This is a genomic window from Rhodococcus sp. IEGM 1381, assembly GCF_030056795.1.
Taxonomy (GTDB): domain Bacteria; phylum Actinomycetota; class Actinomycetes; order Mycobacteriales; family Mycobacteriaceae; genus Rhodococcoides.
Genome location: NZ_JASHKQ010000008.1, coordinates 143370 through 163603 on the forward strand (window position 1 = coordinate 143370; position 20234 = coordinate 163603).

Genomic DNA, 20234 nt, shown 5'->3' on the forward strand with positions numbered 1-20234 from the left:
TGCCGAAGGAGCAGCGGTGATGGGAGCAGTGGTGACGAAAACGTGGTGATAATTCCGCAGAAGGTGCGCGGCGTTCTCTACAACGTCTACGAGCGGCGGCTGCTGAGCCAACTCGAGGGAGTGCAGCATCCACGGCACGTGGCGGTGATGTGCGACGGCAATCGGCGGTGGGCACGGGAGAACGGGTTCACCGACGTCGCGCACGGTCACCGCATGGGGGCATTGAAGATCGCCGAGATGCTCGGCTGGTGCGACGCTGCCGGAATCGAAATGGCAACCATCTATCTGCTGTCCACCGAGAACCTCCGACGGGAAGCCGACGAACTCGATTCGCTGCTCGAGATCATCACCGACGTCGTCGAGGAGATCTGCGGACCCGAGATGAACTGGGGCGTCAAACTCGTCGGCACCCTCGATCTGCTACCTGAGTCGACCTCACGTCGGCTCAAGGAAGCGGCCGCCCACACCGAGGGCCGGACCGGAACGCACGTCAACGTCGCCGTCGGCTACGGCGGTCGACAGGAAATCGCCGACGCAGTGCAGTCTCTGGTGAGCGAGAAGATCGCCGAGGGTGTCACCGGAGACGAGCTGATCTCCTCCATCAACGTCGACGGCATCGACAGCCACCTCTACACCTCCGGCCAGCCCGATCCCGATCTCGTCATCCGCACGTCGGGCGAGCAACGACTCTCCGGATTTCTGCTGTGGCAGAGCGCGTATTCGGAAATCTGGTTCACCGAGGCCTACTGGCCCGAATTCCGTCGCGTCGACTTCCTGCGCGCGCTACGTGACTTCGCCGCCAGGCATCGGCGCTTCGGTATCTGACGTGCACGGCACTTCGTAGCCTGCTACGAATTTCCACTCACGACCCCAGGCGACGCACTACGTACTTACCTCTGTATTGCTACGTAATCTGTGGCGCGATCGGCGCGAGGCTCGGAAAATTCCGATCGTGAACTACAACGTGCTCGGACCCATGGTGGTGCGCGACGGGATCGGCGTGAAGGCGCTCGGTGGGCTCAAGCAGCGGGCCGTGCTGGCGGTGCTGCTCGTGGAAGCGGGGAACGTCGTCGAATTCGACCGGTTGATCGATCTCGTCTGGGATCGTCGTCCGCCCGCCAAGGCGTTGACGTCGTTGCGTGCGTACGTGGCGAATCTGCGGCGAGTCCTCGGTGCGGACGACGGTGCCCGGCTCGTCACGACGTCCTGGGGTTACCGGTTGGACCTGGGCGGAGACCGACTCGATCTGCGCGAGTTCGAGATGCTCGCTGCCCGCGGTCGTGACGCTTTCGGCCGCGGCAGGTTCGCCGAAGCAGACGGGCAGTTCGGTCGCGCGCTGGCGCTGTGGAGAGGCCCCGCTTTCGTCGAGTTCGGTGATCTGAGCTTCGCTGTCGACGAGCGGGTGCATCTGGACGAGGTGCGCGCGGTGGTGCTGGAATCGGCATTCGAGGCCCGTCTACACCTCGGTCGACACGAGACGGTGATCGCCGATATCGAGCGCGCCTTACGGGTCTCGCCGTTGCGTGAACACCTGTGGGGCCAACTGATGATCGCCCTCGATCGGTCGCACCGGACGGCCGAGGCGGTGGTTGCCTTTCGTCGGGCCGAGGCGATTCTGCGGGCCGAACTCGGGGTAGCTCCATCGCGCTACCTGCTCGACATCGAGGCCTCCCTTTACACCGGCGGTTCGGTCAATCGAGCAGTGAGCCTCGTAGCGATGTGAGCTCGGCGCGGGTGCTGATGCCCAGCTTGCCGAAGATGCGATTGAGGTGGGTCTCGACGGTACGGATCGACAGCACGACGGCGTCGGCGATATCGCGGTTCGACAGGCCGGATGCGGCGAGGGTTGCGATCTGACGTTCGCGGGTGGTCAGAGCTGCGTCTCGTGTTCCGCGCAAAAGCGGGGTGCTGGGATGTCCACAACGTTCGGTGAGTACCTGGCCCTGCCTTCCTGCGGTTGCGGCTGCGCGAGGGTTGCTGCGCAACAGAAGATTTCGTGCGTGGAAGTACATCTCTGCGGCGTGCAGGTCCAGGCCGTGCTTTTCGGCGCTCGCAGCCACGGACACCGCCCGTTCGGCCACCGCCTGCTCCGATACCGGGCTGTCCGACCCGAGCGGTGCGGCGAGAACCTCGACCATGCGTACCTCGGTGCGGACCAGGTCGCCCTCGATCAGACCCGCCAGGTGGTGGACGGGGGCCAGCACCGTGGCCGCCGCGCCACAGCGGGCGGCGTCGACGTAGGAGAACAGAGCGGGCAGATGATGGTCGATGGCGGCGTGCGCCTCGGCCGAGGCGATGAGCAGCTCGCGCGCCCGGTCGACGTCGCCGCGGGCCGCCGCAGCCCAGCCCAGTGCAGCGAGCCGTGTCCCGCGAGCTCCGAACAATGCAGGCGAGGCCGGGTTGTCGAGGTCAGCTGCCTCGATGAGACCCGAAGCTTCCTCCGCTCGTCCGGCGAGTGCGAGTGCACGGACCAGATCGCACGCCACCATCGGCTCCATCGACCGCTGGCCGAGCGTGCCCGCGAGCGTGTAGGCCTCCGAGCACCAGCGGATCGCGTCGGTCGCGTGGCCCTGCGAGAGCAACACACCTCCGCGGGCCCACCCGAACCACGCCTGCTGCAACGGCGAGAACTGTTCCACCGCTTCGTCGTACCGGTACCGAGCGAGGGCTGATGCCTCTTCGAAGTTGCCGGCACAGGCGATTGTGAAGCATCGCGTCAGATCCAGGACCGTGGCCGCCGGGTTGTCGGGCACGGGCTGCACGCGGGCGAGCGCGGAGAACGCGGCCGACAACCGGCCGACGACGGTGGCCCCGGCGGCAACGGCGAAACTGGCCGAGATCAGCGTTGCACCCTCCAGGTCGTCCATCAGCGGCTCGAGTAGGGCCAGTGCACCGGCAGTATCGCCGATGGCATGCATCATCAGGCCACGCTGCGCTCGTAGTTGCGTTCGAATAGCGGGGTCGACGATGGCGAGCTCCGTACTCGCGTTCAGGGCCAGCGCCCGCGTCGGATCCGCCAGCCGCAGCACCATGTTGTCGGTACACGCGCGCACCGCCGTCGCGCGGCGGAGGTCGTTGTCGGACCCGAGTAGTAGCTCGTCGAGTCGCTGCTGGGCAGATGCGGTCAGACCGAGCTGGCTCTCTGCCGTCGCAAGAATCAGCTGAGCGTCGAACCCGCCGCCGGCTGCGGCAGCAGCCGAGGCCAGCTCGAGCGTCGTCTCGGGAGGAACGAAACGCCACGACAACCGGGCTGCCTCCACGGCCGTCTGCGCATCGAGCGTGACGCCGGCGTGGATGCGCAGCAGTGCGGCGATGACGCGCTCGCGGGGGCCCAGGCCGTCGGTGGAGGCGTCGAGGGCGTCGGCCACCGTCAGGCTCAGACGTCGTCTACGCAGCGTGGCCATGTCTCCGGTGCGTACTTGCGCGGTGATCGGCGTCGCGAACATCACCCGGTCGACGTTCTGCTCTGTGCGGACGGTGAGCACGCCGGCCGATTCGAGTTCCTCGATCAGACGCAGATCGATCACCGCGGCAGCGGCTCCGAACACCAGGGAACCGGCCAGGGCGACGATGTCGAGCGCATCGGCGATCTCGGTGCCTGCCGCATAGTCGGCGAGTGCGACCACCTCGGCCAGATGATCGCGAACCACGTCGGCCAGACCGGCGGAGACGGGCAGGGGAGAGGCGAGTCGCCACACGCGCGACGAGACGGTCAGTGCCTGCCGCTCGACCGCGGTCGTCACCAGATCACGTAGTACGACCAGATTTCCCGCGGACAATGCGGTGACCGCAAAAAGTGCCGCACTGTCCACTATCTCGTCATCCCGACGAAGCATGGACTCCATCAGGGATCGGCTCTGCTCGGGGGTGAGCGGCTCCAGATCGATGCGGTCGACCAGGCCGTCCTTCCACAGGCCGTCGAGCACCGGGGTGCGACGTCGGCCGGCACTGACACTGAGCAGAATGAACAGGTCCTTCGAGCCGATGCGGCGGGCCAGGAGCTCGATGGTCGAATCGGCGAGCCACTGGGCGTCGTCGATGACCACGACCGTGCGTCGGCCGCCGTGCGCCTCGGCCAGAGCGGCGGCCAGCGCCCGGTCGGATTCGACGGGGACGAATCCGGTGCCGGTCGGCATCACCGTCACCACTCGGTGCGGATGCCAGCCGAGCCGCACCAGCGACCGCACCGCCTCGGTCAGCAATCGGGTGCGGCCGACGCCGGGTGCGGCTTTGACGGCCATTCCGCCGTACGTGCGGGCGGCATGCAGAATTCGCGCCGACTCCTCGTCTCGACCGATCAGCGGAACGTCGCCGATCGTGCGCCTTTCCAGCGTCATTGCGCGATTATGGTCTACAACTTCCGCAGGCGCAGCCGGTTGATCGCGTGGTCGTTGTCCTTGCGCAGCACCATGGTCGCTCGCGGGCGCGTCGGCAGGATGTTCTCCACCAGATTCGGCAGGTTGATCGAATGCCACAGATCCTCGGCGGCGATCTGCGCGTGGTCGTCGGACAGGCCGGCGTAGTGGTGAAAATGCGAGGACGGATCGGTGAACGACGTCTTACGCAACGCGAGAAAACGCTTGACGTACCAGCTCTCGATGTCCTCGATCCGAGCGTCGACGTAGATCGAGAAGTCGAACAGGTCGGAGACCATCAACCGCGGCCCGGTCTGTAATACGTTGAGTCCCTCCACGATCAGGATGTCGGGCTGCCGGACCATGTGGTACTGGCCCTTGACGATGTCGTACGAGACGTGTGAATAGACCGGCGCGCCCACCTCTTCGGTTCCGGACTTGACCTCGGTGACGAACCTGAGCAGCTTGCGCCGGTCGTAGCTCTCGGGAAAACCCTTGCGGTGCAGGATTCCTCGGCGCATGAGCTCGGCCGTCGGATACAGGAATCCGTCGGTGGTGACCAGGTCGACCCGCGGATGATGGTCCCATCGGGCCAGGAGTGCCTGCAGCACACGGGCTGTCGTCGACTTGCCGACGGCGACGCTGCCCGCGACACCGATGACGAAGGGGACCTGACGATCGGGATGCTTTTCGCCGAGGAACGTTGCAGTCGCAGCGAAAAGCCGCTGCCGGGCCGCGACCTGGAGGTGGATCAAACGCGCCAAGGGCAAGTAGACCTCGGCCACCTCGTCGAGGTCGATCTGTTCACCGAGACCGCGCAGACCGATCAGTTCTTCCTCGGTGAGCACCAGGGGCGTGGATTGGCGCAGCGTGCGCCACTGCACACGGTCGAACTCGACGTACGGGCTGGACTCGCTCACGCACGGCTCCAACACATCGGAGCTGCTGAGAGTCCGGCTGAGCTCCTGTGAAGCGCGAGTCGCATGGTTTCCGATTGTGCTCGGTGCCGGTGGATCGCGCACGGGCGGGGTCGTTCGCCGTACTAGGGTTCGGGTATGGATGCTGCTTCGCTGGTACGCGAATACCTGCTGCTCGGCCTCAGTTTCGACCGCCTCGAAGACGGCTTCGTCGACGCTTACACCGGCGATCCGGAGTTGCGCAGAATCACCGAGAACGCCCCCGCGCCGGAGCCTCGCGAGCTCGTCCGTCGAGCACAGACGCTGCGCGCAGAGCTCGGCAACGTCGATCTGACGCCCGACCGAATGACGTTTCTCGATGTGCACCTCCGCGCTCTCGAGTGCTCGGCACGCAAGTTCGCCGGCGAGAACATCGGGTTCGTCGACGAGGTGGACGCCTACTTCGATGTCCGCATCGCCCCCGGCGATCAGGACCAGTACCTGCAGGCTCACCGCAAGATGGACGAGGTTCTCGCCGGTCCCGGCTCGCTGAGCGAACGGTTGATCGCCCATCGCCGCGCCGACGTGATTCCGGCCGACCGGCTGCAAGACTGTGTCGAGGCGTTCTCGTCCGCGCTGCGCGACCGCGTCCGGGCCGAGTACACACTGCCCGATACCGAGAAGGTCACCTACGAGGTCGTCGGAGACAAGCCCTGGTCGGGATTCAACTACTACCTCGGCAACTTCCAGTCCACTGTCGCGATCAACTCCGACATCGAGCAGCAGATGGCCAATCTGCCGCATCTGATCGCGCACGAGTCGTATCCCGGCCACCACACCGAGCACTGCCGCAAGGAGACGGGGCTCGTCGGCGCCGGGCAGCTCGAGCAGACGCTGTTCCTGGTCAACACTCCGCAGTGCCTGATGGCCGAGGGGCTGGCCGACCATGCTCTCGGCGCGATCGTCGGTGAAGGCTGGGGCGCGTGGGCGCAGGAGATCTACGCCGATCTGGGACTGCGCTTCGAAGGGGAGAAGGCCGAGCGGCTCTCATCCGCGTCGAGCCAGTTGTTGGGGGTGCGCCAGGACGCCGCTCTGTTGCTGCACGATCAGCACAAGAGCGAGGACGATGTGGCCGCCTACCTGGAGCGATGGTCGTTGGCATCACCTCAGCGCGCCCGGCACAGCCTGCGCTTTCTGTCCTCCCCGTTGTGGCGGGCGTACATCAGCACGTACGTCGAGGGCTACACGCTGCTGGCCGGTTGGCTGGACCAGGGCACGACCGTCAGCGACCGCGCGCAACTGTTCGGCAGGCTCCTCGACGAGCCACTGACACCGGGCGCACTACGCGTCTCGTAAACTGGCTTTTGCCCCTCTCACTCTGCTGTCCCTTGGAGACTCTCGTTATGACTGACGTCAACAACCTGTCGCTGGCCGAACTCGATCCCGAGGTCGCCGAGGCGATGGCCGGTGAACTGGGACGTCAGCGCGACACCCTGGAAATGATCGCGTCGGAGAACTTCGTTCCCCGTGCGGTTCTGCAGGCCCAGGGCAGCGTCCTGACCAACAAGTACGCCGAGGGCTACCCCGGCCGTCGCTACTACGGCGGTTGCGAGCACGTCGACATCGTCGAGGATCTCGCCCGCAATCGCGCCAAGGAACTCTTCGGTGCCGAGTTCGCCAACGTGCAGCCGCACGCCGGCGCTCAGGCCAACGCCGCCGTGCTGATGGCGCTGATCAACCCGGGCGACAAGATCATGGGCCTGGACCTGGCTCACGGCGGCCACCTCACGCACGGCATGAAGCTCAACTTCTCGGGCAAGCTCTACGAGGTCGAGTCATACGGCGTCAGCAAAGAAGATCACCGCATCGACATGGACGAGGTGCGCAAGCAGGCCATCGCCGCGAAGCCTCAGGTGCTCATCGCCGGCTGGTCCGCCTACCCGCGCCACCAGGATTTCGCGGCGTTCCGGTCCATCGCCGACGAGGTCGGTGCGCTGCTCTGGGTCGACATGGCACACTTCGCCGGACTCGTCGCAGCAGGGGTACACCCCTCGCCCGTGCCGTACGCCGACGTCGTCTCCTCGACGGTGCACAAGACCCTCGGCGGACCGCGCTCCGGCATCATCCTGGCCAAGAAGGAATGGGCCAAGAAGCTCAACTCCGCAGTGTTCCCCGGACAGCAGGGCGGGCCGCTGATGCACGCCATCGCTGCCAAGGCCGTTGCGTTCAAAATCGCGGCGACGCCGGAGTTCAAGGAGCGCCAGGAGCGCACCCTGCTCGGAGCATCTCTGCTCGCCGAGCGACTCACCGCATCCGACGTCACCGACAAGGGTGTCTCGGTCCTCACCGGCGGCACCGACGTCCACCTGGTGCTCGTCGACCTGCGCAACTCCGAGCTCGACGGCCAGCAGGCAGAAGACCTGCTGCACGAGGTCGGCATCACCGTCAACCGCAACGCAGTGCCCTTCGACCCGCGCCCGCCGATGGTCACCTCCGGCCTGCGCATCGGCACCGGTGCACTGGCAACCCGCGGATTCGGCGAGGCCGAGTTCACCGAGGTCGCCGACATCATCGGTACCGCCCTGGCCACCGGTCAGGCCACCGACGCTCTGAAGGAACGCGTCGTGAAGTTGGCACAGAGCAAGCCGCTGTACGAGGGCCTCGAAGACTGGGGATTGCTGGGCTGACCCTGGCTCCTGCCTGCCCTCACCCACCCCGGTCCGCGTCAATGGACCATTGCAGCGGTCGGACGTATGCAGTGGTTCATTCACGCAGAATCCGGATCGGCGTCAATGGACCGTTGCACCGCTCAGACGTGTGCAGTGGTCCATTGACGCATCCGGGGAGGGCACTTTCGGCACCGCTCGATTGGCGACCAGGGGCGACGTCGACGTAACGCGTTGTTCACCGACACGCCAGACTTCCAGCGAGCCCCCAAGCGATTTCGGCGGTACCGTCGGCAGTAACAGGCAGCGGGGAAGCTACCTGTGCGGGAGGTTCTGATACGTGACTGAGCTAGTGAGTGCGAGAGGGCCGGTACCCGGTCCTCGTGTCACCTGACACATCGGACCCGACCGGCCGAGCGACAGAGTGTGCGCGGTACCGCGCAGACGTAGGAGCCCCACGTGACCACTTCACGCTCCGTTTCCGCCCCTCTTCGGACATTCGTGCTCGATACCTCGGTCCTGCTCTCGGATCCATGGGCAGTCATCAGGTTCGCCGAGCACAATGTGGTACTTCCGCTGGTAGTCATCAGCGAGTTGGAGGGCAAACGCCACCATCACGAACTGGGATGGTTCGCGCGGGAATCCTTACGCATGCTCGACGACCTTCGTGTCGAATTCGGCCGACTCGACCAGCCGGTTCCCATCGGAACATCCGGTGGCACACTGCAAGTCGAGCTCAATCACACCGATCCTGCGGTGCTCCCCGTCGGGTTTCGTACCGACTCCAACGACTCCAGAATCCTCGCGTGCGCCCTGAATCTGGCGGCCGAGGGCAAGGATGTGGTGCTGGTCAGCAAAGACATCCCGCTCCGCGTCAAGGCCGGAGCCGTCGGACTCCCCGCCGACGAGTACCACGCTCACGACGTGGTGCCGTCCGGGTGGACCGGCATGACCGAGCTCGACGTGTCGTCCGACGCGGTCGACACATTGTTCAACGACGGTGTCATCGACCTGGTCGAGGCGCGAGACCTACCGTGCCACACGGGAGTTCGATTGCTTGCCGGACGGCAGAGTGCGCTTGGGCGCGTCACGCCCGACAAGCAGATCCAACTCGTACGCGGTGAGCGTGAGGCGTTCGGCCTGCACGGTCGTTCGGCAGAACAGCGAGTGGCGCTCGATCTTCTGCTCGACGAGAGCATCGGCATCGTCTCGCTCGGAGGAAAGGCCGGCACCGGTAAGTCCGCGCTGGCCCTCACTGCCGGACTCGAGGCCGTCCTCGAACGTCGCTCGCACCGGAAAGTCGTTGTGTTCCGGCCTCTTTACGCGGTCGGCGGCCAGGAGCTCGGCTATCTCCCCGGCAGTGAGAGCGAGAAGATGGGGCCGTGGGGCCAGGCGGTGTTCGACACCCTCGAAGGACTCGCGAGCCCGGAGGTCATGGAGGAGGTCATCGCCCGCGGAATGCTGGAAGTGTTGCCGCTGACGCACATTCGCGGTCGATCGCTGCACGATTCCTTCGTCATCGTCGACGAGGCGCAGTCCCTCGAGCGCAACGTGCTGCTGACGGTCCTGTCGAGGCTCGGTAGCGGCTCACGCGTCGTACTCACTCACGATGTCGCTCAGCGAGACAACCTTCGTGTCGGACGACACGACGGTGTTGCCGCTGTGATCGAAAAGCTCAAGGGTCACCCGCTTTTCGCGCACATCACCCTCACCCGCAGTGAGCGTTCACCGATCGCCGCATTGGTGACAGAAATGCTGGAAGAGTTCGGCCCCTCCGGAGCCTGACCCCATCGTGAGCGGAACTTCGTAGCCCACTACGAAGTTCCGCGCACATGGGTTACCGTCCTATCAGGGCTCGGAATGCTCCTCGCACAAGACCTTTGAGAAAGTCGATGGCGTCGAAGTAGTCTCGCCACACGGCCACTCTGCCGTCGCGCAACTCGAAGGTTCCGCACACCCAGAACTCGATTCGAAGCCGACGCCAGATCAGGACGTCGGTACGTTCGGTAAGGACGATGTTTCCATCGGCCGCGATGTTGTGCATCGTGACATCGAAGCCGAACGTCGGCTTGTCGAGCAACGCCAGGAACTTTCCGACGTTCGTGATGCCGCGCACCTTCGGTAACCCGACGTTGTGCCATACGACGCGCTCGTCCAGGAGAGACAGTGCCCGATCGGTGTCTCGATCTCTCAACGCGTCGAACAGATCTTCTACGATGTCGATTGCCTGCTGTGTGTCTTCCACTTGGTGAATCGCCCCAATCCGTCGCTCGGATGACCTGGCGTGAACGTACACCGGTGGGCAACGACAACTCGGAGGGAGTTTCGTTCGGGTGGTCTGATGGATGGACCCGCGACGACCTGGCGTTAGGAGAAATCACAGAGGTCAGGGGCGTGACGTCGGGCGCTGGAGAGCAGGCGCTACGGTTACCTCATGTCTACGAACCTGTCCGACGGTGATCTGCTGGTCCGTTTGGAGCCCGCGGTCGAAGAGAATCTACGACGCCATATCGAGGTAGCGAGCGAGTGGCACCCCCATGACCTCGTTCCGTTCGACGACGGCAAGAATTTCGCCTTCCTCGGCGGCGAGGACTGGACGCCAGAGCAGTCGACCCTCAGCGACGTCGAAATCCTGGCCGCAACGGTCGCCGTTCTGGTTGCCGACAACTTGCCCGCGTACCACCGCGAACTGGCCCACGCACTGACCGGACTCGGTGCCTGGTGGAAGTGGACGGGCCGGTGGACGTCGGAGGAGAACCGGCAGTCGATCGTGCTGCGCAACTTCCTGGTACTCACCCGCGCCGTCGATCCGGTCGCACTCGAGCGCGTCCGGATGGAGCACATGACACTCGGCTACGACGCGCCCAGCCACCATCTGCTCGATATCCTGGCCCACTTCGCCATCGAAGAAGCCGCATCTGCGCTGCGTCACCGCAACACGGTTGCCCTGTGCAAGGACCCGGTGCTGGCCACCATCCTCGGCCGGATCGCCGATGACGACGCCCTGCAGTCGGCGTTCTTCGCGACAATGCTCGACGAGGCGTTCGCTGTGGTGCCCGATCAGGCTGCTCGCGCCATCGCAGACCGCGTCAACGGGTTCAAGATCCCCGTCGTCGACCTGCCCGAGCGTGGCAACAGCACCGTCGCCCTCGCCGAGGCCGGAATCTACGACGCCGATCAGGAACGCGAGAAGGTGTTCAAGCCCCTGCTGGCAGGCTGGAAGATCTTCGATCGCACGGATCTGGGCGAGGACGGCCTGAAGGCACGCGAGGAACTCGCTCACCTGGCCTGAGGTTCGGCCCTTTCGAAAGCGTGAATGGTCCATTGCACACACGTCTCGGCGGTGCAATGGACCATTCACGCGTTCAAGGGGGTCCGGCAGGGCAAGCGCGAAAAGCTAGTCCTTGACCTTCGCCATTGCGAGGACGTCGAGGCGCTTGTCGAGTTCTGCCTCGCTGAGCTTGTCGCCGATCAGTCCGCGGTCGATGACCGTCTGACGGATCGTCTTCTTTTCCTTCAGAGCCTGCTTGGCGACCGCTGCCGCTTCCTCGTAGCCGATTGCGGAGTTCAGCGGCGTCACGATGGACGGCGAGGACTCGGCGAGGGTCTTGAGGTGATCGACGTTCGCAACCAAGCCGCTGACGCACTTGTCGGCGAAGAGCACCGAGACGTTGGCGAGCAGCTTGAACGATTCGAGAACGTTGCGCGCCATCATCGGGATGTACACGTTGAGTTCGAATGCACCCGACGCGCCACCGAATGCCACTGCGGCGTCGTTGCCGATGACCTGAGCCGCGACCTGTGTAACAGCCTCGGGCAGAACAGGATTGACCTTGCCGGGCATGATCGAACTGCCGGGCTGCAGGTCGGGGAGGGCGAGTTCGCCGAGTCCGGTGAGAGGTCCCGATCCCATCCAGCGAATGTCGTTGGCGATCTTGGTCAGTGACACCGCGATAGTGCGCAGTGCGCCCGATGCCTCGACGAGTCCGTCGCGCGCAGCCTGTGCCTCGAACGAATCCTTGGCTGCGGTGAGCGCATCGATACCGGTCGACTTGACCAGTTCAGCAACAACTTTCGGGCCGAAGCCGTCGGGTGCGTTGAGGCCGGTGCCGACGGCGGTGCCGCCGATGGGGAGCTCACCGAGTCGGGGCAGGGTGGCCTCGACTCGCTCGATGCCGGCCTCGATCTGACGGGCGTAGCCGCCGAATTCCTGGCCGAGGGTGACCGGTACGGCATCCATCAGGTGGGTGCGGCCGGACTTCACGACGGTCTTCCACTCGACAGCCTTGGCGGCGAGTGCCTCGTGTAGGTGCTTTAGCGCGGGCACCAGTGAGGTGACTGCTGCCTCGGTCGCGGCGACGTGCGTGGCCGTCGGGAACGTGTCGTTGGAGGACTGCGACATGTTCACGTGATCGTTGGGGTGCACCTCGACGCCGGCCGCCTTCGCGATCGACGCGATGACCTCGTTGGCGTTCATGTTCGAGCTGGTGCCCGAGCCGGTCTGGAAGACGTCGATCGGGAACTGATCGTCGTGCTTGCCCTCGGCGATCTCGGTGGCGGCTGCGATGATCGCGTCGGCCAATGCGCCGTCGAGCAGGCCCAGGTCCTTGTTGACCTGCGCGCAGGCTGCCTTGAGCAGACCCATCGCGCGGATCTGGGTGCGCTCGAGCGGACGTCCCGAGATGGGGAAGTTCTCCACCGCACGCTGAGTCTGGGCACGCCAGAGCGCGTCGATGGGAACGCGAACCTCTCCCATGGTGTCGTGTTCGATCCGGAACTGCTGTTCGTCTGTCTGCGTCATGAGCCTTACTTTGCCAGTCGTGGTTTCAGGGATCAGAAGGACGGTGCTTGGCCGGATTCGTCGGCGTCGAAGTCGACCGAAGAGTATTCGCGCAGCTTCTCGAGGCGGTGGTAGGCGTCGATCATGCGCACGGTGCCGGACTTCGAGCGCATGACGATGGATTGCGTGTGCGCGCCGCCGCCTGCGTAACGAACGCCGCGAAGCAGGTCACCGTCGGTGACGCCCGTGGCGGTGAAGAAGACGTTCTCGCCCGAGACGAGGTCCTTGGTGTCGAGGACGCGATCGAGGTCGTGGCCCGCGTCGATGGCCTTCTGCTTCTCGTCGTCGTCCGTGGGTGCCAGACGCCCCAGGATGGCACCGTCCATGCACCGCATCGCGGCGGCGGCGATGATGCCCTCGGGCGTGCCGCCGATTCCGATGAGCATGTCGGTGCCCGAGTCGGGACGAGCGGCAGCGATGGCACCGGCGACGTCACCGTCGGAGATCAACCGGATGCGGGATCCGGCGTCGCGCACCTGCTGGATCAGTTCGGCGTGCCGCGGGCGATCGAGGATGCACACCGTGACGTCCGACGCAGATCCCTTCTTGATCTTGGCGATCCGAGCAATGTTCTCGGCGACGGGGACGGTGATGTCGATGACGTCCGCGTAGTCCGGGCCGACGGCGATCTTCTCCATGTAGAAGACGGCGGAGGGGTCGAACATCGCGCCACGCTCGGCGACAGCGAGGACCGAGATGGCGTTGGGCATGCCCTTGGCCATCAGCGTCGTTCCGTCGACGGGGTCGACGGCGAAGTCGACGTCGGGTCCGTTGCCGTTGCCGACCTCTTCGCCGTTGTAGAGCATCGGCGCTTCGTCCTTCTCACCCTCACCGATGACGACGACGCCGCGCATCGAGACCGAGGCGACCAACTGACGCATGGCGTCGACTGCTGCCCCGTCGCCACCTTCCTTGTCGCCGCGACCGACCCAGCGGCCCGATGCGAGTGCACCGGCCTCGGTGACGCGTACGAGTTCGAGTGCGAGGTTGCGATCTGGCGCCATGGCGCGAGTGGACTCGGTGCTGGCCGTCATCGGTTTGTAGCCTCCTGGTTGGTGGGGTGTTACCCAGGCGCGATTATCTCACTTCTGTGATGCCTGCGGTGGGGTCGGGTCGACTGTGAGGTACGCGCCGACCGAGCACTGCCGCGCAGAGGGGATACTGGTGGAGTGGCGAACAGCAAACCCCGGATTCTCAACAACAACCGCGACATGGTCTGGTCGCTCATTCCGCTGGTCATTGCCTGTTTGCTGATCGCAGGCGTGGCCAGCCAGTGCTCGCTGAGCCCCGGTGGCCCCCAGCAGGGGCCCATCCCCAACTTCGACGTGAACACCGCGCTGCAATACGACGCATCCGAAATCGGCTTCCCGGTGCGTAATCCGAGTGTTCCCGAGGGCTGGACGCCCAACTCGGGCAGTCGCGCGACCATCTCCGGCGACAACGGCGGAGCGGTGTCGACTGTCGGATACATCACCGGTACCGGTGCTTACCTGCAACTGACCCAGTCTTCGGCGTCCGAGGAACAGCTGGTTCCGTTCGTGGCCGGAACTGAAACGGCGTACGCGTCGGGCGCACAGAACGTGTCGGGTCGAGATTGGGTGGTCTACGGCGAGGAAGGTTCGCGAAACTACTGGGTCTCCGATTTCGGTGCCGTCCGAATATTGCTGGGCGGCACCGCAACCACCGAGGACTTCACCACTCTCGCGGCGATCCTCGAGGCCACCGAACCGCTCGTTCCCTAGCTGTCCTTCTCGGTGCTCGCGAGCGCGGTCTCGATCCGCTTGCGAGCACCTGCAAGTTGTTCCTCACAGCGCGATGCCAGTTGCTCGCCGCGTTCCCACAGGGCCAGGGACGCATCGAGATCGAGCCCACCCTGCTCGAGAATCCTCACCACTCCCACCAGTTCGTCACGGGCTTCCTCGTAGCCCAGCTCCGATACCGGCTTGTCTTCGTTCTCGCTCATCGAATCTCTCCCTCTGTCATTTTCACCCAGCATCATTTCACTCGGCCCATCACTGCGGCGGTGACGGCGCCGTCGGCCACCCGCACTCTGATCTGTGTACCCGGCGGCGCATCCTCCACCGAACGCAGCACTTCGGGATCGGAGCCCGACACCACCCGCTGCACGACCGCATAGCCCCGAGCAAGTGTGGCAGCCGGGCCCAGCGTCGACAGCCGCGCCCGCAGATGTTCGACGAGCGTGTCCTGGGTGGTGAGTTCGCGCTGTACGTCGCGTCGTGCTGCATCGGTCAGTCGTCGAATTTCCTCGCGTCGCTGCGCGAGTGAGGCGAGCGGATCTGCCAAGACCGGTCGGTGCCGGAGCATATCGAGGCCACGTGCCTCGCGCTCGACCCAGTTGCGCAGAGCGGCAGCGCTTCTGGACTTCAGCTCCGATACCAGCGCTTGCTCGGCGACGGCGTCGGGAACCACGAGTTTGGCGGCATCGGTGGGAGTTGCGGCGCGCAGGTCTGCGACGTGATCGCTGAGCGGACTGTCGGGCTCGTGACCGATCGCGCTGACGATCGGTGTGGTGGCCCGAGAGATGGCGCGGCACAGAGCCTCGTCCGAGAACGGCAGCAGATCCTCGACGCTGCCGCCGCCGCGGGCCAGGATGATGACGTCGACGACGGGGTCGTCGTTCAGATCCTTCAGCGCATCCAGAATCGCCGGCACCGCCTGAGGTCCTTGAACCGGGGTGTTGCGGACCTCGAATCGGACCGCGGGCCAACGCCTCTGCGCGACGGTGAGCACGTCCTTCTCGGCAGCGCTGGCGCGAGCGGTGATCAGGCCGATGGTGCCCGGCAGAAACGGCAACGGTCGCTTGAGCCGTGGGTCGAACAACCCCTCGGCGGCGAGCAGAGCTCGGAGACGTTCGATGCGGGCGAGAAGTTCGCCGACGCCCACAGCGCGAATGTCGGTGGCGCGCAGCGAAATGGTTCCGCGGCCGGTGAAGAACGACAGTTTGCCGTAGAGAATGACGCGTGCGCCCTCGGTCAGCGGAACCGGCGAACGGTCGAGTAGCTGAGGTGAACATGTCACCGACAACGACATGTCGGCCGACGGATCACGCAGCGTCAGAAAAGCAGTGCGGGTGCCGGGTCTGGCGTTGATCTGGGTGAGCTGTCCCTCGACCCAGATGCTGCCGAGTTTGTCGATCCAGCCGGCGACCTTCATCGCGACGGTACGCACGGGCCATGGCTGTTCGGCGGAACTCGCGGCAGCCTGAGTGGAACCCGGCTGGGTGGGGCCGGACTGGGTTGGGGGAGTGCTCACTTGGCCTTGGCGGTGGTGATTCGGTTGGCCAGCATCGTCTGGAACGGCGCGCGGGCGAGCGTGTCGTTCTCGTAGTCGAGCAGAGCCTCGAGGTCCTCGACCGACAGGGTGCGCAGCCGCGCGCGCAGCTGCGCCAGCGCGAGGGTGTCGAAGTCGATCATCTCGACGATCTCGGGCTTGTCGACGGACGGAGCTCGCTTGGCCGAGGTGTCCTGGACGGGCTCGTCCAGGGGAGGCGTCGAGTACAGCGCGAAGCGGCCGTTGGCGGCGACCGGCTCGGCCACCGGCGCGTCGGGCACATCGACGTCATCGGTGATGACCGGGGTGTCGACGGCGTCGTCCTCGTCTTCGTCGAATGAGGCCCACTCGGGCTGCTCCTCGCGCGGAGTACCGACGACCGGCAACGTCGCGATGATCAGATCGCCCTTGATGGCCAACGCCGTCACCTGCTGCTGGAATCGCATACCGCGCGCCAGCGCTTCACTGACAACCGTCATCGGCAGCATCAGGGCGGAACCGGGAAGCTTGCGAGCCTCTTCTACCACGGTCACTGCGACGCCAGCGGCCACGCGAGCTGCAAAGGGGACTCGAGTCATGCCCACCAGACTGCCCGAAGTCGTGAACTTTGGGTAGCCGACAGGCTGGAGACGCAGCGTGGTTCCGACCTACACGTATCCTGGACGTATGTCTTCGGCCGTTCCTCTGAATCTTGGTATCACACAGTCAGCCGGCGCGGGTAAGTCCGCGTACGCCGGGGGTAAGCGAGTGCTCCTCGCGGAGCCGCGTGGCTATTGCGCTGGCGTCGATCGTGCGGTCGAAACCGTCGAGAAAGCATTGGAACAACACGGTGCGCCGGTCTACGTGCGCAAAGAGATCGTCCACAACAAGCACGTGGTCGAGACGCTGTCCGATCGCGGCGCGGTGTTCGTCGAGGAAACCGACGAGGTGCCCGAGGGTTCGTTGCTCGTGTTCTCGGCCCACGGCGTCTCACCGGCCGTGCACACTTCCGCGGCGGAGCGGAACTTGCGCACCATCGACGCCACCTGCCCGTTGGTGACCAAGGTGCACCAGGAAGCGAAGCGGTTCGCTCGCGACGACTACGACATTCTCCTGATCGGTCACGAGGGCCACGAAGAGGTCGAGGGCACCGCAGGCGAGGCTCCCGAGCACATCCAGCTGGTGGACGGCCCCGAATCGGTCGACAACGTGACCGTCCGGGACGAGAACAAGGTGATCTGGTTGTCGCAGACCACTCTGAGCGTCGACGAGACGATGCTGACGGTCGCCAAGCTGCGCGAGCGATTCCCGACGCTGCAGGACCCGCCGAGCGATGACATCTGCTACGCCACTCAGAACCGTCAGGTGGCCGTGAAGGCGATGGCTCCGGAATGCGATCTGGTGATCGTCGTCGGCTCGAAGAACTCGTCGAATTCGGTGCGTCTGGTCGAGGTTGCACTGAACGCCGGTGCGCGGGCCAGCTACCTCGTCGACTATGCCAAGGAGATCGACCTGGCCTGGCTCGACGGGGTCGAGACCATCGGCATCACCTCGGGTGCGTCGGTGCCGGAGATTCTGGTGCAGGGCGTTATCGAGCTGTTCGCCGAGCACGGATATGCAGACGTGCAGCCGGTCACCACGGCCAATGAGACGCTGGTGTTCTCACTTCCCCGCGAACTTCGTCCGGCACGGTAGGGGGGCTTCGACCGACCACCGACGCCCGCGGGACTCGTTCAGTCCGTGTGGCGGTCGCGGTAGCGAACCTGCGGCACCGGATGCGGCGGAATGTCGTCCCGATGAGCACCAGGTAGCGAGTGGTTGCCGGGAGCCTGATTCGCGTCGATCGACGAGGTGGTCTGGCTCGGTGAGGTGCTCTGAGGAGTCACGACGGGTCGGGACCCGGTGGCATACGAGCCGGGGACCTCACGAGGAGACTGCACCTGGGTCGACCGCTGGCGGCGAGGCTCCGTCGAGTACCGAGGCTCGCCCGACTGTGGCCGCGGTGATTGCCGAGCCTGAGGCTGCTGAGCCTGTGGGTATTGCGGGCGCTGGTAATCGGGCTTCTGGTGCTCCGACCTGGCGTGATCCTGCCGAGGTGAGTCGGCTCCGGAATGTCGGTTCGGCGGCGCTGGCACCGCCCCGGACGAGCGGCGTGGGCTCGCGCTCGGATCCACGACCCGTGACGTGCGCGGGGCCGGATTGGAACGAGGGTCGGTTCCTCTGCGGCCGACGTACGGCCCGGGCACGATGTCGGTGGCCTCCGCAGCGGCGTCGGTGCTGCGATCGACCGAGGGGGTGGCTCGTCTGCGGGTGCGCTCGGGACGCTCTTCCTGCGCCCGTCGCTGCGCGCGCGTGGGCTTGTCGTCGCTGGGCTTCGGAGTGCGGCGTACTGCACTCTCGGACTTCGAGCGTCGGCGAACGGTGCCCTCGGCCTTCTGGCTTCGCCGAAGGGTGGGGGCATGTGTGTTCTGCCGCTTGAGCACGATGCGCAGTGCTCCGAGTCCGACGGCCACGACGGTACCGAGCAGCATCAACGGAAAGCGATTGACCAGCGGAATCGCGACGTTGAGAATGATGTCCTTGAGGCTGGTGCCTGCGTTGTCGGTGAAGTACTGGTACGACAGCGGCACGGCGACGAACAGGATCAGCGGGGCTTGCACCATCGCGGTGAACAGTCCGCGGTAACGAACGAGCACCACGGCAGCGATGCAGCCGAGGATGTAGAAAAACGCGAACGCGCCGGTCAGCTCGGTGCCGCGGGCGGCATCGATGAGGAACCCGAGGAAAGTCAGTCCTGCGGCGATCGCGACGGCACCCCAGGCGGGAACACCGGGCAGAGTCGCAAGAATGGATCGGTGATCCAGCGGTACCCCGGATCGGGCACGTTGGGAGGTAGACACCCCTCGAGGTTAGCCGTAGTTCAGCCGACTGCATCGTCGACATGACCGAAGTCGTGCCGGTAGCGGGACGAATCGGACAGCGTGGGGCGCCCGTCCACCCGACCGATCGTCACCGGCTCGGCGTCGAACAGCTCGAGTTCGTGCAGTTTTCTCGCCGTCACGCTCACCCTGGAATCCACCGACCCGACGGTGGAGTTGAAGGAGTCCACAGCCTTGCCGAGATTGGCCCCGAGCTTGTCCAAGTGCGTCGACACGACGCCGATGCGGGTGTACAACTCGCGCCCCAACTGCTGGATGCGCGCCGCGTCCTCGGCCAACGATTCCTGCTTCCAGGTGTATGCGACCGTGCGCAACAGTGCGACCAGAGTGGTGGGGGTGGCCAGGATCACGTTCCTTCCGAAGGCGTACTCGAGCAGGCCGGTATCGGACGTCAGTGCTGCATCCAGAAACGGGTCGCCGGGCACGAACAGCACGACGAATTCCGGCGTCGGCTCGAACGCCTCCCAGTACGCCTTGTCGGCCAACTGATCGATATGGGTGCGCAGTTGTTTGGCGTGACGTCGCAGATTCTTGTCGCGAGCGCCTTGGTCCTCGTCCTGAGCGGCATCGAGGTAGGCCGCGAACGGCACCTTGGCGTCGACGACGATCTGACGACCGCCGGCGAGGCGGACGATCATGTCCGGTCTGATGCCGTCCTTGCTGACCTGGGTGTCGAAATCGCAGTGCTTGAGCATGCCCGCGAGCTCCACGACCCGCTCGAGCTGAATCTCTCCCCACCGTCCTCTGATCTGCGGCGCACGTAGCGCCGTGACCAACTGGCCGGTTTGGGTGGACAGATGCATCGACGCTCGGTGCATGCCGGTGACTTGCTCGGACAAACCTGCGTAGGCCCTGATTCGATTGTGCTCGACTTGCCGGACGTGCTCGGAAAGTGCATCGACGGCGTCGTGCAACGGCTCGACCAGGTGTGAGACCTGTTGCCCGATCACGGTGGAGTTTCGCCGAGCGGAATCCTCGTTGACTGCGCTCAGCGACTGCCGAAGCATGCTTTCGTGCTCACGCAGCGCAGCCAGTTGCGCCTCGGCCCGCACAGCTCTGTCTCCCACCCGCGAGGCGTGCAGCAACCAGCCCACTACCGCTCCGATGCCGAGGGCCACGAGCAGGCCGAACGCCGTGAGAATGTTCATGGAGCAGATGATGCAGGACGGTACCGACAGACTTCGCTGTGCGGAGTTCGTGGACCGTCCTCTCTTCCCGACAGGCCGACGCGCCTCGAATAGTTTGTCGGTGCTTGCCGATAGCGTCGA

The 20234-nt window shown here is 65.2% G+C and carries 18 protein-coding genes; 8 read left to right on the forward strand and 10 right to left on the reverse strand.

Features of this window, described 5'->3' with window-relative positions; translation table 11 throughout:
- The first annotated feature begins 42 nt into the window (after positions 1-42).
- Complete coding sequence (locus tag QM797_RS18170) at positions 43-825, forward strand: isoprenyl transferase (protein WP_283277074.1); 783 nt, start codon at positions 43-45, stop codon at positions 823-825.
- Between the two features lie 127 nt (positions 826-952).
- Complete coding sequence (locus tag QM797_RS18175) at positions 953-1723, forward strand: AfsR/SARP family transcriptional regulator (RefSeq protein ID WP_283277075.1); 771 nt, start codon at positions 953-955, stop codon at positions 1721-1723.
- Here the strand turns inward: QM797_RS18175 and QM797_RS18180 are convergent.
- Positions 1692-4337, reverse strand: a complete 2646-nt coding sequence (locus QM797_RS18180; protein ID WP_283277076.1) for a helix-turn-helix transcriptional regulator — start codon at positions 4335-4337, stop codon at positions 1692-1694. The genes QM797_RS18175 and QM797_RS18180 overlap by 32 nt on opposite strands.
- 14 nt (positions 4338-4351) lie before the next feature.
- A complete protein-coding gene (gene coaA / locus QM797_RS18185) occupies positions 4352-5287 on the reverse strand; it encodes a type I pantothenate kinase (protein WP_176457345.1) in 936 nt (311 codons plus the stop codon).
- Between the two features lie 123 nt (positions 5288-5410).
- Here coaA and QM797_RS18190 point away from each other — a divergent pair, with 123 nt between their 5' ends.
- The 3 genes from QM797_RS18190 (at position 5411) to phoH2 (ending at position 9702) form a co-directional block, all read left to right on the forward strand.
- Positions 5411-6607, forward strand: coding sequence for a DUF885 domain-containing protein (locus QM797_RS18190; protein ID WP_283277077.1), 1197 nt, complete (start codon positions 5411-5413; stop codon positions 6605-6607).
- A gap of 47 nt (positions 6608-6654) precedes the next feature.
- Positions 6655-7938: a serine hydroxymethyltransferase gene (gene glyA / locus QM797_RS18195; RefSeq protein WP_283277078.1), complete on the forward strand. Its 1284-nt coding sequence runs from the start codon at positions 6655-6657 to the stop codon at positions 7936-7938.
- A 438-nt stretch (positions 7939-8376) separates the two neighbouring features.
- Complete coding sequence (phoH2, locus tag QM797_RS18200; protein WP_283277079.1) at positions 8377-9702, forward strand: RNA 5'-3' helicase PhoH2; 1326 nt, start codon at positions 8377-8379, stop codon at positions 9700-9702.
- A 52-nt stretch (positions 9703-9754) separates the two neighbouring features.
- Here phoH2 and QM797_RS18205 read toward each other — a convergent pair whose 3' ends face one another.
- Positions 9755-10162 carry a limonene-1,2-epoxide hydrolase family protein gene (locus QM797_RS18205; RefSeq protein ID WP_283277080.1) on the reverse strand — a complete coding sequence of 136 codons (408 nt, stop codon included), beginning with the start codon at positions 10160-10162 and terminating at the stop codon, positions 9755-9757.
- Positions 10163-10351: 189 nt separating this feature from the next.
- On the opposite strand from QM797_RS18205, the gene QM797_RS18210 reads away from it, so the two are divergent.
- Complete coding sequence (locus QM797_RS18210; protein ID WP_283277081.1) at positions 10352-11209, forward strand: acyl-ACP desaturase; 858 nt, start codon at positions 10352-10354, stop codon at positions 11207-11209.
- Positions 11210-11314: 105 nt separating this feature from the next.
- Here the strand turns inward: QM797_RS18210 and QM797_RS18215 are convergent, their stop codons facing one another.
- On the reverse strand, positions 11315-12718 hold the full coding sequence (locus QM797_RS18215; protein WP_283277082.1) for a class II fumarate hydratase: 1404 nt from the start codon (positions 12716-12718) through the stop codon (positions 11315-11317).
- Positions 12719-12750: 32 nt separating this feature from the next.
- Positions 12751-13791: a class II fructose-bisphosphatase gene (glpX, locus tag QM797_RS18220; RefSeq protein WP_032402963.1), complete on the reverse strand. Its 1041-nt coding sequence runs from the start codon at positions 13789-13791 to the stop codon at positions 12751-12753.
- Positions 13792-13926: 135 nt separating this feature from the next.
- Here glpX and QM797_RS18225 point away from each other — a divergent pair, with 135 nt between their 5' ends.
- A complete protein-coding gene (locus QM797_RS18225; protein WP_283277083.1) occupies positions 13927-14499 on the forward strand; it encodes a DUF4245 domain-containing protein in 573 nt (190 codons plus the stop codon).
- On the opposite strand, the gene QM797_RS18230 is transcribed toward QM797_RS18225, so the two are convergent.
- The 3 genes from QM797_RS18230 to QM797_RS18240 all read right to left on the reverse strand — a co-directional run bounded on the left by QM797_RS18230 (position 14496) and on the right by QM797_RS18240 (position 16626).
- Positions 14496-14720 (reverse strand): exodeoxyribonuclease VII small subunit, encoded by a 225-nt coding sequence (locus QM797_RS18230; RefSeq protein WP_094620203.1) that lies wholly within the window; start codon positions 14718-14720, stop codon positions 14496-14498. The two genes, QM797_RS18225 and QM797_RS18230, sit on opposite strands and share 4 nt — an antisense overlap.
- Before the next feature lie 32 nt (positions 14721-14752).
- Positions 14753-15931: an exodeoxyribonuclease VII large subunit gene (gene xseA / locus QM797_RS18235; protein WP_502942360.1), complete on the reverse strand. Its 1179-nt coding sequence runs from the start codon at positions 15929-15931 to the stop codon at positions 14753-14755.
- Between the two features lie 95 nt (positions 15932-16026).
- Positions 16027-16626, reverse strand: coding sequence for a lipid droplet-associated protein (locus QM797_RS18240; RefSeq protein WP_283277085.1), 600 nt, complete (start codon positions 16624-16626; stop codon positions 16027-16029).
- Positions 16627-16714: 88 nt separating this feature from the next.
- Between QM797_RS18240 and QM797_RS18245 the strand changes: the two genes are divergently transcribed.
- Positions 16715-17722 carry a 4-hydroxy-3-methylbut-2-enyl diphosphate reductase gene (locus QM797_RS18245; RefSeq protein ID WP_283277086.1) on the forward strand — a complete coding sequence of 336 codons (1008 nt, stop codon included), beginning with the start codon at positions 16715-16717 and terminating at the stop codon, positions 17720-17722.
- Positions 17723-17760: 38 nt separating this feature from the next.
- Here QM797_RS18245 and QM797_RS18250 read toward each other — a convergent pair whose 3' ends face one another.
- Both QM797_RS18250 and QM797_RS18255 read right to left on the reverse strand, forming a co-directional pair.
- Positions 17761-18927 carry a DUF6542 domain-containing protein gene (locus tag QM797_RS18250; RefSeq protein ID WP_283277087.1) on the reverse strand — a complete coding sequence of 389 codons (1167 nt, stop codon included), beginning with the start codon at positions 18925-18927 and terminating at the stop codon, positions 17761-17763.
- Between the two features lie 20 nt (positions 18928-18947).
- A complete protein-coding gene (locus QM797_RS18255; RefSeq protein ID WP_283277088.1) occupies positions 18948-20114 on the reverse strand; it encodes a DNA recombination protein RmuC in 1167 nt (388 codons plus the stop codon).
- Positions 20115-20234: the final 120 nt, after the last annotated feature.